This window comes from Acidovorax sp. 107 (assembly GCF_003058055.1).
Taxonomy (GTDB): Bacteria; Pseudomonadota; Gammaproteobacteria; order Burkholderiales; family Burkholderiaceae_C; genus Acidovorax.
In genome coordinates, this window is sequence record NZ_QBTZ01000001.1 from 1,798,025 (window position 1) to 1,811,860 (window position 13,836).

The 13,836-nt window shown below is 66.2% G+C and carries 11 protein-coding genes; 5 read left to right on the top strand and 6 right to left on the bottom strand.

What is annotated here, in order from left to right; all coding sequences use genetic code 11:
* Positions 1 to 132 precede the first annotated feature (132 nt).
* From C8C99_RS08535 to C8C99_RS08545, 3 genes are read left to right on the top strand one after another with little or no spacing between them, the layout of a single operon-like run.
* Positions 133 to 1,521: a phosphomannomutase/phosphoglucomutase gene (locus tag C8C99_RS08535; protein ID WP_056644430.1), complete on the top strand. Its 1,389-nt coding sequence runs from the start codon at positions 133 to 135 to the stop codon at positions 1,519 to 1,521.
* A gap of 18 nt (positions 1,522 to 1,539) precedes the next feature.
* Positions 1,540 to 2,319 carry a carbon-nitrogen hydrolase family protein gene (locus C8C99_RS08540; RefSeq protein ID WP_108625475.1) on the top strand — a complete coding sequence of 260 codons (780 nt, stop codon included), beginning with the start codon at positions 1,540 to 1,542 and terminating at the stop codon, positions 2,317 to 2,319.
* Positions 2,316 to 3,689: a 3-deoxy-D-manno-octulosonic acid transferase gene (locus C8C99_RS08545; protein ID WP_108625476.1), complete on the top strand. Its 1,374-nt coding sequence runs from the start codon at positions 2,316 to 2,318 to the stop codon at positions 3,687 to 3,689. The genes C8C99_RS08540 and C8C99_RS08545 overlap by 4 nt, the downstream gene beginning before the upstream one ends.
* 53 nt (positions 3,690 to 3,742) lie before the next feature.
* Here C8C99_RS08545 and C8C99_RS08550 read toward each other — a convergent pair whose 3' ends face one another.
* The 6 genes from C8C99_RS08550 to C8C99_RS08575 all read right to left on the bottom strand — a co-directional run bounded on the left by C8C99_RS08550 (position 3,743) and on the right by C8C99_RS08575 (position 11,480).
* Entirely contained in the window at positions 3,743 to 5,077 is a 1,335-nt protein-coding gene (locus C8C99_RS08550; protein WP_108625477.1) for a TolC family outer membrane protein, read from the bottom strand.
* 103 nt (positions 5,078 to 5,180) lie between these two features.
* A complete protein-coding gene (locus tag C8C99_RS08555) occupies positions 5,181 to 5,534 on the bottom strand; it encodes a rhodanese-like domain-containing protein (RefSeq protein ID WP_055401749.1) in 354 nt (117 codons plus the stop codon).
* 32 nt (positions 5,535 to 5,566) lie between these two features.
* The gene (locus C8C99_RS08560) at positions 5,567 to 6,280 is read right to left on the bottom strand and encodes a protein-L-isoaspartate O-methyltransferase (RefSeq protein ID WP_108625478.1); all 714 of its coding nucleotides are present in this window, start codon (positions 6,278 to 6,280) and stop codon (positions 5,567 to 5,569) included.
* 41 nt (positions 6,281 to 6,321) lie between these two features.
* Positions 6,322 to 9,504, bottom strand: a complete 3,183-nt coding sequence (locus C8C99_RS08565; protein ID WP_108625479.1) for an efflux RND transporter permease subunit — start codon at positions 9,502 to 9,504, stop codon at positions 6,322 to 6,324.
* 15 nt (positions 9,505 to 9,519) lie between these two features.
* Positions 9,520 to 10,719, bottom strand: coding sequence for an efflux RND transporter periplasmic adaptor subunit (locus C8C99_RS08570; protein ID WP_108625480.1), 1,200 nt, complete (start codon positions 10,717 to 10,719; stop codon positions 9,520 to 9,522).
* Positions 10,720 to 10,721: 2 nt separating this feature from the next.
* Positions 10,722 to 11,480 carry a TetR/AcrR family transcriptional regulator gene (locus C8C99_RS08575; RefSeq protein ID WP_108625481.1) on the bottom strand — a complete coding sequence of 253 codons (759 nt, stop codon included), beginning with the start codon at positions 11,478 to 11,480 and terminating at the stop codon, positions 10,722 to 10,724.
* Between the two features lie 242 nt (positions 11,481 to 11,722).
* Between C8C99_RS08575 and C8C99_RS08580 the strand changes: the two genes are divergently transcribed.
* Positions 11,723 to 12,535 (top strand): GntR family transcriptional regulator, encoded by an 813-nt coding sequence (locus tag C8C99_RS08580; protein ID WP_199226362.1) that lies wholly within the window; start codon positions 11,723 to 11,725, stop codon positions 12,533 to 12,535.
* Between the two features lie 46 nt (positions 12,536 to 12,581).
* Complete coding sequence (locus tag C8C99_RS08585; protein ID WP_108625482.1) at positions 12,582 to 13,784, top strand: ABC transporter substrate-binding protein; 1,203 nt, start codon at positions 12,582 to 12,584, stop codon at positions 13,782 to 13,784.
* Positions 13,785 to 13,836: the final 52 nt, after the last annotated feature.

Consider the following 13,836-nt stretch of genomic DNA (forward strand, 5'->3'; position numbering starts at 1 on the left):
CTGTTTTCGGACCTATGCCTTCGGCCGCGACCGGAGGCCAGGCCGGGCATGCCGCACGGGCTGGAAAAAGCCCCAAAGGCGGCGCCTACAATGCAGCGGACTTTTCAACCCCACTGCGAAAGGCCCCCCTGCGTGCAACCGACACCCGCCATCTTCAAAGCCTATGACATCCGCGGCATCGTGCCGTCCACCCTGAACGAAGACGTGGCCCTGGGCCTGGGCCGGGCCTTTGGCACGGCGGCACGCGCCGAAGGGCAGACCACCGTGGCGGTGGGGCGTGATGGGCGCCTGTCAGGCCCCGCCATGTCGGCGGCGCTGATCCAGGGGCTGGTGGAGGCGGGCATCGAGGTGATCGACGTGGGCCTGGTCACCACACCCCTTCTGTACTTTGCGGCCAGCACGCTGTGCAACAGTGGCATCCAGGTCACGGGCAGCCACAACCCCAAGGACTACAACGGCTTCAAGATGGTGCTGAACGGTCGCGCCATCTATGGTGACGAAATCCAGGCCCTGCGCCGCACCATGGAGCAAGAAAGCTGGCAGCTGCTGCCTGGCGGCTCGGTGCGGCATGTGGATGTGCTGCCCACCTACCGCGAGCGCATCGTGGGGGATGTGAAGCTGGCCCGCCCCCTCAAGATCGTGGTGGATTGCGGCAACGGCATTGCCGGCGCGTCGGCGCCCGCCATCTTCCGTGCGCTGGGCTGCGAGGTGACCGAACTGTTCTCGGAGGTGGACGGCAACTTTCCCAACCACCATCCCGACCCGAGCAAGCCCGAAAACCTGCGCGACCTGATCGAAGCCCTGAAGACCAGCGACGCTGAGCTGGGCCTGGCCTTTGACGGCGATGGCGACCGCCTGGGCATCGTGACACGGGACGGCACCAACATCTTCCCCGACCGCCAGATGATGCTGTTTGCCCAGGACGTTCTGTCGCGTGTACCCGGCGGCGAGATCATCTTTGACGTGAAGTGCACCCAGCGCCTGGCCCCCGCCATTGCGGCGGCCGGTGGCGTGCCCGTGATGTTCAAGACTGGCCACTCGCTCATCAAGGCGCGCATGAAGGAGACGAACTCTCCCCTCGGCGGCGAGATGAGCGGCCACATCTTCTTCAAGGAGCGCTGGTATGGCTTTGACGACGGCACCTATGCGGGTTGCCGCCTGCTGGAAATTTTGAGCCGCAGCAGTGATCCAAGCGCGGTGCTGAACGCGTTGCCCACCAGCTTCTCCACGCCCGAACTCAACGTGTCGTGTGCCGAGGGAGAACCACACCGCCTCACGGCCGAACTGCAAGCCCTGGCCGCAGAGGCCTTTGCTGCGCCTGCCGCCATCAGCACCATTGACGGCCTTCGCGTGGACTGGCCGGACGGTTTCGGCCTGATCCGCGCCAGCAACACCACGCCGGTGCTGGTGCTGCGCTTTGAAGGCCACACGCCCGAGGCGCTGGCCCGTATCGAGGCTGCCATGCTGGCGTTGCTGCACCGGGTCAAGCCGGATGCCCATGTGGGCGCGGCCAGCCACTGATTGCCAGCCCCCTGCACGATGCTTTCGCTCTCCACCCCTTTGTGCGTAGCTGCCGCCCAGACGCCGTCGGCGCCCGGAGACGTGCAGCGCAACCTGCAAACGCACCTGGCCTGCGTGCGGGCCGCTGCCCACCAGGGCGTGCAACTGCTGCAGTTCCCGGAGCTGTCGCTCATTGGGTATGAACCGGCGTTGATCGCCGACCATGTGCTGACGGCGGACCACCCCGCGTTGGTTGCGCTGAGGCAGGCCGCGCAAAGCCACCATGTGGCCCTGGTGGTGGGCGCCCCGGCCGTACCCGAGGGGGAAGGCGCGCTGCCCGCCATCGGCGCCTGGCTGCTGGGGCCCGACGGCAGTGTGGCGCTGTACCGCAAGCGCCATCTGCACAGCAGCGAAGAGACATTTGCCAGCGCGGGCACGCAGGACGCTCAGGTGCAACTGATAGCGGGCGAGCCCACGGCACTGGCCGTGTGCGCTGACATCACCCACCCCGAGCACGCACAGGCCGCCCGTGGCGCTGGCGCGGCGCTGTATGCGGCGGGCGTGCTGATTTCTGAGAAGGCCTACGCAGTGGAATCGACCATGCTGCAAGGCTATGCGCGCGACCACGACATGGCCGTGCTTGCGGCCAACTACAGCGGCACCTCGGGCGGCTACGTCAGTGCGGGCCGCAGTGCGTTCTGGGCGCCGGGTGGCCGTTGTGTGGCGGCCGCACCCGAAGACGCGCCCTGCATCGTCTGGGCGGCGCGCAGCGACAGCGGCTGGGCGGGTGGTGTGCTCAGCCTGCCCGTGCCCGCATGAACGCCGCGCGGGCCCTGTATTCGCTGCTGACCTGGGGTGCCCAGCCGCTGCTGCGCCGCAAGCTGCGCCGCCGTGCGGTGGCGGAGCCCGGTTATGCCTATGCGGTGGGCGAGCGTTTTGGCCGGTACCCGACTCCCATTGACAGCCTGATGCCTCACAGCAGCAGCGACCCGCTCGGCCGGTTTGTGTGGGTGCATGCCGTGTCGCTGGGCGAAACCCGGGCGGCCGCCATCTTGCTGGCCCAGTTGCGCGAACAGTTGCCGGGCATGCGTCTGCTGCTCACCCACGGCACTGCCACGGGGCGGGCCGAGGGCGAAAAGCTGCTGCTGCCGGGCGACGTGCAGGTGTGGCAGCCCTGGGACACACCGGGCGCCGTGGGACGGTTCCTGCGCAAGTTCCGTCCGGCCATCGGCGTCCTGATGGAAACCGAGGTGTGGCCCAACCTGGTGGCGGGTTGCCGGCAACGGCGCATTCCTCTGGTGCTGGCGAATGCGCGCTTCAACGAGATCTCACTGCGCAAGGCCGAGCGCCTGTCGGCCCTGGCGCGGCCTGCCTATGGCGGTTTGACTGCCGTCTGGGCGCAGACCCAGGAGGACGCCACGCGGCTCGCGGCCATCGGCGCGCCGGTGCGGGGTGTGCTGGGCAATCTCAAGTTCGATGTGGTGCCCGATGCGCAGCTGCTGGAGCGCGGTCACCAGTGGCGCGCTCGCACCGGCCGCCCGGTGGTCTTGCTGGCCAGCAGCCGCGAGGGCGAAGAGGCCATGTGGCTGGAGCAGATCCAGAAAATACGGCAAAACCCGCCTCAAGCGCTAGTGGAAAAAGCCGAAGTTGCTATCAATAGTGAAGCAACCGGTGCGGAACAGTCTGCGGTTCAATGGCTGATCGTGCCGCGCCATCCGCAGCGGTTTGACGAGGTCCATCAGTTGCTGCAGCGCGCAGGCCTCTCGGTGTCGCGCCGCAGCACCTGGGCGGCAGCGCCTGTGGCTGCCGACGTGTGGCTGGGGGACTCGATCGGCGAAATGGCGCTGTACTACGGCCTCGCCGATGTGGCCTTGCTGGGCGGGAGTTTTGCCCCGCTGGGCGGCCAGAACCTGATCGAAGCCGCCGCCTGCGGTTGCCCCGTGGTGCTGGGCCCGCACACCTTCAACTTTGCCGAGGCGGCAGAACTGGCGTGCGCGGCAGGTGCCGCACAGCGGGTGCCCGACCTGGCGCAAGGGATGGCGCAGGCCACGGCACTGGCGCAGGATGCCCAAGCCCATCACGAGGCCAGCGAGCGCGCCACCCGGTTTGCGGCCACACACCGGGGTGCTGCACAGGCCACGGCCCGCGAGATTGTGGCGATGGTGCAGCCCGAGGGGGGCCTGCACTAGGCTTCAGCGGTTCAACAACCGGATGCACCCAGGCGTGGGGTGCAGGGCTAAAGCTATTTGACCAGCAGCGCGTTGACCGCTTCGACGTCCTGCTGCGACAGCGTGCCGGCTGCCTGGCGCAGCTTGAGCCCGCCCAGCAGCACGTTGTAGCGGGCCTGGGCCAGGTCACGCTTGGTCTGGTAGAGCTGGCTTTGGGCGTTGAGCACGTCGATGTTGATGCGCACACCCACCTGGTAGCCCAGCTTGTTCGCGTCCAGCGCGCTCTGGCTGGAGGCTTCGGCCGCTTCGAGGGCCTGTACCTGGCCCTGGCCGGACTGCACGCCGTAGAACGCGGCGCGCGTGGCCTGCGCCACATTGCGGCGGGCGGTCTCCAAGTCGGCCTCGGCCTTGGTTTCGAGGGCCAGGGTTTCCTTCACGCGGTTTTGCACGGCAAAGCCTGCAAACAGCGGCAGGTTCAAGGCCACGCCCACGCTGGCCGCGTTGCTGCGGGAGGTGACGCCGGGCGAGGTGATGGTGCCGTGCAGGTTGCGCGTGACGTTGTAGCCCGCCTGCAGGTCCACCGTGGGCAGGTGGCCGGTTTCGGCCTTCTTGGTCTCCAGGCGCGCAATGTCCAGCGCGATGGCGGCCTGGCGCACGCCGGGCTGCTGGTCGCGGGCGGTGTCCACCCAGGTGGCCAGGTTGTCGGGCAACACGCTGGGCAGTTGCACGGGCAGGGCCAGCGGCTGGGGCTTGGTGCCGGTGATGCCGACCAGTTGGTCCAGTGCCAGGCGTTTCACGCGCAGGTCGTTTTCGGCGGCAATCTCTTGGGCAATCACCAGGTCGTAGCGGGCCTGGGCTTCGCGCGAATCGGTCACCGTGGTGGTGCCGACCTCAAAATTGCGCTTGGCGGCGGCCAGTTGCTCGGACACAGCCGCCTTCTGGGCTTGCACAGAGGCCAGGGTGTCTTGTGCCGCCAGCACATCGAAGTAGGCCTGGCTCACCCGCACGAGCAGGTCTTGCGTGGCCGCATCGAGCTGGGCCTGGGCCACGTCCACACCGCGCTGGCCTTGCTCCAGCGTGATGCGATTGGCAGGGCGGTACAGCGGCTGCGACGCGTTGATGCCCACCGTCTGCGCCGTACCGGTGTTCTCGATCCTGGGTTTGCTCAGCTCCACGTTGGAGCGGTTGAGGCCGCCCGTCAGTGCGGCCGACGGCAGCAGTCCTGCACGCGCCTGGTCGGCACGGCGAGCTGCGGCGTCGAGTTGCGCACGCGCCGACTGCCAGGCCGTGTCGTAGCTGCGGGCCGATTCCATCAGCTGTAGCAGACTTTGGGCCTGGGCGGGCGCGCACAGTGCCGCACCCAGCGCCAGGGACAGGATGGACAGGGACAAGGGCCTAAACGGTGTCATCGGGGGGTCCTTCGGAAGAGTCTGCGAATCGAATCGGAGCGAGCATCAGCGGGCAGCACGGGGGCCACAGCGCGACAAGTGCGGTCCATCCACACCATGCGCGTCAGTAGCGCGGCACCGCCGGGTCGCTTTCGTGCGACCAGGCGTCGATGCCACCGGTGATATTGGCCAGATGCTCGAACCCGTGGTGCTGCAAGAACGAGGCCACGCGCAGGCTGCGGGCGCCGTGGTGACACAGGCAGGCAATAGGACGCTGTGCCTGGCGAGCGGGCTCCAGCTCGGCCAACCGCGCGGGCAGCTCGCCCATGGGAATGGCCACCAGCTCAAACCCGTCGGCGCGCACGCTGGCGGTCTGCAGCTCCCAGGGTTCACGCACGTCCAGCACCAGGGGTTGGCTGCCTTCCGGGGCGGCGGCAAACCAGGCAGACAGCTGGGCGGGGCGGACGTGATCGATCATGCAAAACTCCGAAGACAACCGAAGGGCAGGGGTCAGAACGTGAAGCCAGAAGGCTCGGGGAAGTTCACCAGGCGCGGCGCGATGGTGTCCCATGGCGCCGTGGTCTCAAAGCGGTCGCCGGTGCGGCGGGTCAGGGTGAAACGCATCACGGGCTCGCCGCCCACAATGGCGCCCAGGCGGCCACCGTCGCGCAGCAGGGCCAGCAGGTGGCTGGGCACCTCGGCCACGGAGCCGCTGAGAACGATCACGTCGAACGGACCGTCCGGGATCGCATCGCGGGCACCGTCACCCTGGCGCACATCGGCGTTCTGGACGCCGGCATCGCGCAGGTTCTCACGGGCCATTTCGGCCAGTTCTGCGTTGATTTCGAGCGACACCACGCGCTCTGCGCGTGCGGCCAGCAGGGCGGCCATGTAGCCCGAGCCTGCGCCGATCTCGAGCACGCGGTCGGTGGGCTTGATTTGCAGGTCTTGCAGGATGCGCGCTTCCACGCGGGGTTGCAGCATGCTGTGGCCCAGGCGCACGGCCTCTTCGGCGTCATCGCCCAGCAGGGGCACTTCGATGTCCATGAAGGCCAGGCTGCGGTAGGCCGGGGGCACAAAGTCTTCGCGGCGCACCACGGCCAGCAGGTCTAGCACGTCGGCGTCGAGCACGTTCCAGGGACGGATCTGCTGCTCGATCATGTTGTAGCGGGCCTGTGCGACAGGGTCGCTGATGTTGGCGGACGTGTTCAGGGGCAGGTTCATGGGATTTCTCCGTGGGGCAGATGCAAGGCCGATCGGGGCGATCAGGACAAACCTTCGATTTTAGGCGCTGCCGGGGCGCGTCCCATCTTGCGAAGGGCCCACTGGGCCAAGTCGTCCATATAGCAATACACCACAGGCACCACCACCAGGGTCAACAGGGAAGAGGTAATGACCCCACCGATCACCGCCTGGCCCATGGGCGCGCGCTGTTCCGCGCCTTCGGACAACGCGAACGCCAGCGGCACCATGCCGAAGATCATGGCCAGCGTGGTCATGAGGATGGGGCGCAGCCGCACCCGGGCCGCCAGCAGCAGCGCGTCGGCGCGGGGCAGGCCGGGCACGGTCTGGCCCTGGTCGTTCACATGCTCCTCACGGGCGCGGATCGCAAAGTCCACCAGCAAGATGGCGTTCTTGGTCACCAGACCCATGAGCATCACCACGCCGATGATCGAGAACATCGACAGCGTGGAGCGAAACATCATGAGCGCCAGTACCACGCCGATCAGCGTGAGCGGCAGCGAGGTCATGAGCGCCAGCGGCTGCAGGAAGCTCTTGAACTGGCTGGCCAGAATCATGTAAATGAAGATGATGGCCATGGCCAGCGCCGAGATGGCGTAGCCAAACGACTCGGCCATGTTCTTGGTGGAGCCGCCAAACTGGTACCGGTAGCCGGGTGGGAAGGTCACGGTGTCGAGCGCCTTCTTGATGTCGTTCGACACTTCACCCGCCGAGCGCTGGGATACGTTGGCGTTCACCGCCACTTCGCGGGTCAGGTCGCGCCGGTTGATTTGGTTGGCGCCGGTGGACTCGGTGACGCTGGCGACCTGGTTCAGGCGCACGATGCGGGTCGTGCCATCGGTGGCCGTCAGTGCGAAGGACAGGCGCTCCAGATCAGCCGGGGCGGTGCGCGCCTCAGGGGCCAGGCGCACATTCACGTCATAGGTCTGGTCGTCGGGCGCGCGCCAGTTACCCACGGTGGTGCCTGCCACCAGCGTGCGCAGCGATGCGGCCATGGGCGCCACCGACAGGCCAAGGTCGGACGCCACTTCGCGCTTCACGTCCAGCGCAATCACGGGCTTGTCGGGCTTGGCGCTGGTGTCCAGGTCCACCAGGCCAGGGATGTCGCGGATCTTCTCGGTGACGATTTTGGTCAGGCGCTCCAGCTCGCGCAGATCGGGCCCCTGCAGCGAAAACTCAACCTGTTTCTGGCCACCCACGGCGTCCAGCAGCCCCACATGGGTCACGGTGATGCCGGGCACGGTCTTGAGGCGCTCGCGCAGCACGTCGGACATCTGATCCACGCTGCGGCTGCGGTCCTTGCGGTCCACCAGCCGCACATAGATGCTCGCGTACATCTTGCCCTGGGCGTTGCCGGTGTTGAGGGTGGACAGCGTGTAGCGCACTTCGGGCATCTCGCGCAGGATGGCCTCGACCTGCCTGGCCTTGGCCTCGGTGGCTTCGAGCGAAGAACCCACAGGGGTGTAGAAGTTCAGCGTAGTTTCAGAAAAGTCTGCCTTGGGCACGAACTCTGTGCCGAGCAGCGGCACCATGGCCACGCTCAGCACGAACACCGCCAGGGCAATCGCCATGGTGGCCAGCTTGTGCACCAGCGACCAGCGCAGGATGTGCTGATAGCCCTCGGCCAGCGCATCGGTGGCGCGGTCAAACCAGCTAGTGACGCGGCCAATGGTCTTGTCGTAGAAGGTGACAGGCGCCGTCTTGTGGCCGTGCGCATGAATGCTGGGGTCGTGCCAGATGCTCGACAGCATGGGGTCGAGCGTGAAGCTCACGAACATCGAGATCATCACCGCCGCGACGATGGTGATGCCAAATTCGTGGAAGAACTTGCCGATGATGCCGCCCATGAACCCGATGGGCATGAACACCGCCACGATGGACAGCGTGGTGGCCAGCACAGCCAGGCCGATCTCCTGCGTGCCGTCCATGGCGGCGGCGTAGGCGCCTTTGCCCATCTGCACATGGCGCACGATGTTTTCGCGTACCACGATCGCGTCGTCGATCAACAGGCCCACGCACAGTGACAACGCCATCAGCGTGATCATGTTGATGGTGAAGCCGAACATGTTCATGAACAAGAACGTGCCGATCAGCGCGATGGGCAGCGTCAGCCCGGTGATGACAGTGGAGCGCCAGGAGTTCAGGAACAGGAACACGATGAGCACCGTGAGGATGGCCCCCTCGATCAGCGTCTGGCGCACGTTGTTCACCGCCACGCGGATGGGGCGGGCGCTGTCGCCGATGGTCTCCAGCCGCACGCCAGGCGGCAGCTGGTTCTTCAGTTCCAGCACCGCAGCATTCAGGCCGTCCACCACCTCGATGGTGTTCTCGCCCTGCGACTTTTGCACCGACAGCAGCAGCGTGCGCTGGCCGTTGTAAAGCGCCAGGCTTTCCACCTCTTGCGCGCCGTCGTTCACGCGGGCGACCTGGTCCAGGCGCACCGGCGCACCGTTTTTGCGGGCGACGATGATCTTGCCGAAGTCCTCGGGCCGCTCCATGCGCGCGTCGATCTGCACCACGCGCTCCTGCGCCAGCGACCGGATCGCGCCCACGGGCAGGTCCTGGTTCTCATTGCGCACGGCATTGGCCACCTGGTCGGGCGTCACGCCAAAGGCCTCCAGGGCCTGCGGATTCAGGTAGATATTGATCTCGCGCTTGGTGGCACCCACCAGGTTCACCGCGCCCACGCCACGCACGTTTTCCAAGCGTTTTTTCAGGATCTGCTCGGCCCAGGTGGTCAGTTCCACCGCGCTGCGATTTGATTTTTCGTCGGGCAGCACGGCCAGCGACCAGACGGCGCGGCTGGCGGGGTCAAAGCGCAACACGCGCGGCTCCTTGACCTCGGTGCGGAGCAGGGGGCGCACGGTGGCCACCTTTTCGCGCACGTCTTCGGCCGCCTTGCGCCCGTCGATGTGGAGCTGGAACTCGATGATGACCACCGCAGTGCCTTCATAGCTGCGGGAGGTGAGGGCGTTGATGCCCGCAATCGAGTTGACGCCTTCCTCGATCTTCTTGGTGACTTCGCTCTCGACAATTTCAGGCGATGCGCCCGGGTAGTCCACGGTGACCACCACCACCGGGAAGTCGATGTTGGGGAACTGATCGACCTTGAGGCGCTGGTACGAGAACAGGCCCAGCACGACGATGGCGAGCATCACCATCGTGGCGAACACGGGGTTTTTGAGGCTGACTTTGGTGAACCACATGGCGCGTCAGCCCGCTCAGGGTGTCGTGCGCGAGGCAGCTTGCGCGGGCGCAGGCGCAGGCGCGGAGGTCTGGGGCACGACAGCGGCCTGCGCTGCGGTCACGCGCGTGCCTTCGCGCAGCGAGCCCATGCGGCCCGCAATGACGGTGGTGCCCACAGGCACGCCATCCACAGCCACCAGGGTCTGCCCGTTGACCACCGCGCGGGCTCCGGTCTGCACCGGTGCATAGGCCACGCGGCCGTCCTTGATGGTCTGCAAGTACGGGGCGGGCTTGTCGGTGCGCACGGCGTCCAGCGGCACGGTCAGCACCTGGGCGCTGCCGGTGGTCAGCAGGCCTTGCACGAACAGGCCCTGGCGCAGGCTGGCGGTTTGGGAGGGCTGCTCCACCCGCAGATAGACCGGCACCGTGCGGCTGCCCGCCTGAGCACTGGGGTTGATGCGCACCACCGTCGCTTGCACCGGGGCCGCAGCGCCTTCGACCGTCAGTTGCGCCTTCTGGCCCACGCGCACGGCCAGCGAATCGGCGGGGGTGAGCAGGGCTTCGAGTTCTAGGCGGGACAGGTCCACCACTTCAATGATGCGGGCGTCCACAGGCACCCGCTCGCCGGGCTGGGCGAGGCGCTGCGCGACCAAGCCGCTGATCGGGCTCTTGAGCACGGTGTCTTCCAGCGCCTTGCGGGCCACGTCGGCAGCCGACACAGCGGCCTGGTAGCTGGACTGGGCAGCCTCCAGGCTGGCCTGCGAAGTGACCAGTGCTGTGGCAGAGATGAAGCCCTGGTCCACCAGCGCGCGGTTGTTGTTGTACTGGCGCTGGTTGATGTCCACCTGCGACTTCGCGGCATCGGCCTGCTGCTGGGCCTGGCGCAGTCGTGCGCGGGCTTCGGTGGGGTCAATCCGGGCCATTTCCTGGCCCGCTTTGACGGTATCGCCCTCGCGCAAGGTCAGGCCCTGCAGCTCGCCAGCCACACGGGCCTTCACCATGGCCGAGTCCACCGCCCGCAAGGAGCCTGATACCGGCACACCCAGCTGTAGTTGGGACGATTGCACGGTGACGACCTCATCGACCGCCAGTTGCAGCGGTGCCTCGGCGCGCTGGGTGGATGCCTCGGCCAAGGCCTTTTGCTGCGCCTGCCGCGCCGCCATGGCCCGCCACACGCCACCACCGAGCAGCACAACAACGACGGCCGCAGCCATCCAGGGAATCCAGCGTTTCATGGTCAGGATGTGCGCGAGCGCTTGGAGGAGGGGGGGGGAGAAGAGGGGGGGGACTGAGTGCCAGCCAGCGGATCGTGACTGGCGCTCGTACTTGCGGACGCCTCGGGGCGCACGCACAGGCCGTGGAGGATGTTGTCGGCCTGGGTCTCGATGTACTGCTCGGGTGTCATGTCCAGCGAGTCGGGCACGCAGGCGCCGAGCGAGTGCTTCCACAACATCAGAAAGATCATGGGCGCCAGCACCAGGTACACGGCGTAGTCCAGGTTCACGGTGCGGAACTCGCCGCGTGCAATGCCGCGCTCCAGGATACGGCGCACCAGCGCCTGGCCCGGCAGAATGACTTCGTGCTGATAGAACTGGGCGATTTCGGGGAAGTTTTGCGCCTCGCTCAGCATCAGCTTGGTGATGCCGGACGCCTTGGTAGCGCCAATGCGCTCCCACCATACCTGGTAGCAATACCGCAGCACCTCACTGGTGGTGCCCACAAAGCTTTCCAGCTCGTCGTTCCACTCGGCAAAGCGCCCGCCGATGTTCTCGCGCACCACCGCCTTGAAGAGTTCTTCCTTGCTGGGGAAATATAGGAAAAGCGTGCCCTTGGACACTCCGGCCCGCGCTGCCACCTCGTCCACCCGTGTGGCGGCAAACCCCTTCTCGACGAACAGGTCGAGCGCGGCCTCCAGCAGTTCTCCTGGGCGGGCTTCCTTGCGGCGCTCGCGTTTGGTGCTGGTGGCGGCTGTGGAGGGCGAAGGGGTAGGGGTCAAACCAGGGATTTTTAATGACTGACTGGTTAGTAATATAGCCAATGCCCGTTACAGCGTCAATGCGGCCTTGTCACACACATTGAAAAAGAGGGTTGGGTTCACCTCAGGGCATTGCCTACCCATCGACGCTGGCACGGTGGTTGCGTGCGTCCGGTGCCGCGCACCGGCGCCACAAATGTCCGCACGATGGCCGATTTGAGAGTTAAATGTCTTATTGACAGGACATTAGAACTATTCCTAATATGACCCCCATGCCCTCCAACAACCTGCCTTTGCCCAAGTACCACCAGATCTATCTGGTGCTGCGCGAGCAGTTGCAGGAGGGCCGGTTTGCCGATGGCCTTCCGGGTGAAATGGCGTTGATGCGGCAGTTCGCCGTGGCGCGGGTGACGGTGCGCCGTGCACTGGAGCTGCTGGAAGGCGAGGGCATGATCTCCCGCGAACCCGGCCGGGGCACCCGCCCGGTACCACCCGCTCCAGCCAGCACCGGTGGCGCGGAGGGCGATAGCGATGTCAGCCGTGCGCACCTCACCGGTTTGCTGGAGAACCTGGTCAGCATGGGCCTGCGCACCTCGGTCAAGGTGCTGGATGTGGATACGGTCACGGCGTCCCGTGCCGTGGCCGGTGCGCTGAACATCGCGGTGGGCGACGCCGTGCAAAAAGCGGTGCGTGTGCGCAGCACCAAAGAGGGCCCGCTGTCCCATATCACCACTTATGTGCCCGCCGACATCGCCCGCCAGTTCGGACGGCGCGAGCTGGCGCGCAAACCCATTCTGGTGCTGCTCGAAGAATCCGGCGTGAAGGTGGGCCGTGCCCACCAGACCATTTCCGCCAAGCTGGCCGATGCCGTGGTGGCCCGGCACCTCGATGTGTCGGTGGGCTCGGCCCTGCTGGCCGTGCGCCGCCTCATTTATGACGACCAGGAGCGCCCGGTGCAATGGTTGCACGGGTTGTACCGGCCAGACCGCTACGAATACGAAATGCAGCTGTCCCGCGTGGGCAGCATCGATGCCAAGGTCTGGGTCAGCAAAGAGCTGTCGGCCCAGTTCCACTGACCCGATCCTCATCCCCCCACTAAAACCACCTGCCAGGAGAATGCCCATGAGTACTCGCCGCCATTTCATGTCCCAGTCGGCCGCCGCCGCGTCGGCGCTGGCCTTCCCCCTGGTGGGAGGGGCACAGGCCAAGGCCGTCAAGGTGGGGGTGCTGCACCCCGTGACTGGTGCACTGGCCTATTCGGGCCAGCAATGCCGTGAAGGCGCGATGATGGCCATCGAGGACATCAACAAGGCCGGCGGCCTCAAGGCCCTGGGCGGCGCCAAGCTCGAAGCCCTGCTGGGCGATGCCCAGTCGCAGCCCCAGGCCGGTGCAGCCGAAGTGGAGAAGATGAACGAAGCGGGCGTTTCGGCCGTGGTGGGGGCATTTGCCTCGGCCATCTGCCTGGCCACCACGCAGGCCGCCGCCAAGTACAACCTGCCCCACATCGTGGATGTGGGCGTGGCGGACCAGATCGTGGAACGCGGCCTCAAGAACACCTTCCGCTTTGGCCCCGGCTACAAGAAGTGCGCCGAGACGGCCGTGGCCAACCTGCATGTGCTGAACACCGCCGCAGGCAAGCCTGCCAAGACGGTGATGATCATCCACGAGGAATCGCTCTTTGGAACCGGCACCGCGCAGTTGCTGGCGCGCGAGCTGCCCGGCTATGGCTACGAGGTCAAGGAGATCGTCAAACACGCGAACCCCACGCGTGACTTCAACAACATCGTGTTGCGCATGAAGGCGATCAACCCCGACATCGTCATCCCCGCCAACTACTACAACGAGTACGCGCTGCTGGTGCGCACCATGCAGCAGCAAAAGGTCACGCCCAAGGCCATCTATTCGGTGCTCGGCGGAGCGGCGTCGAGCTACAAGTTCGTCAAGGAGTTTCCGGACGCAGCCAACGGAATCATTGACTGCAACCACTGGTTCAACCCCAAGGACAAGCGCGCGCAGGACCTGAAGAAGCGTGTCGAAGCCAAGGGCCTGTTCTTCAGCTACGAGCTGTTCATGACCTACACCTCGATGTGGCTGCTGGCCGATGCGCTGGAGCGCGCCAAGTCGATGGACCGCGCGGCCCTCATCGACGCGCTGGAGAAGAGCACCTTTGCCGATCACATCATGCCGTACGGGCCCACCAAGTTCGTGGCCGGGCAGAACCAGGGCGCCCAGCCGCTGATGACCCAGGTGTTGAACAAAGACATCAAGGTAATCATCCCGCGCGACTACCGCGAAGCGGACCCGCTCTTCCCGCTGAAGGCCTGACACCCACCACTTTTCAGCCCTGATCGCAGGGGCTGCGGGGCGCCTCGCACCG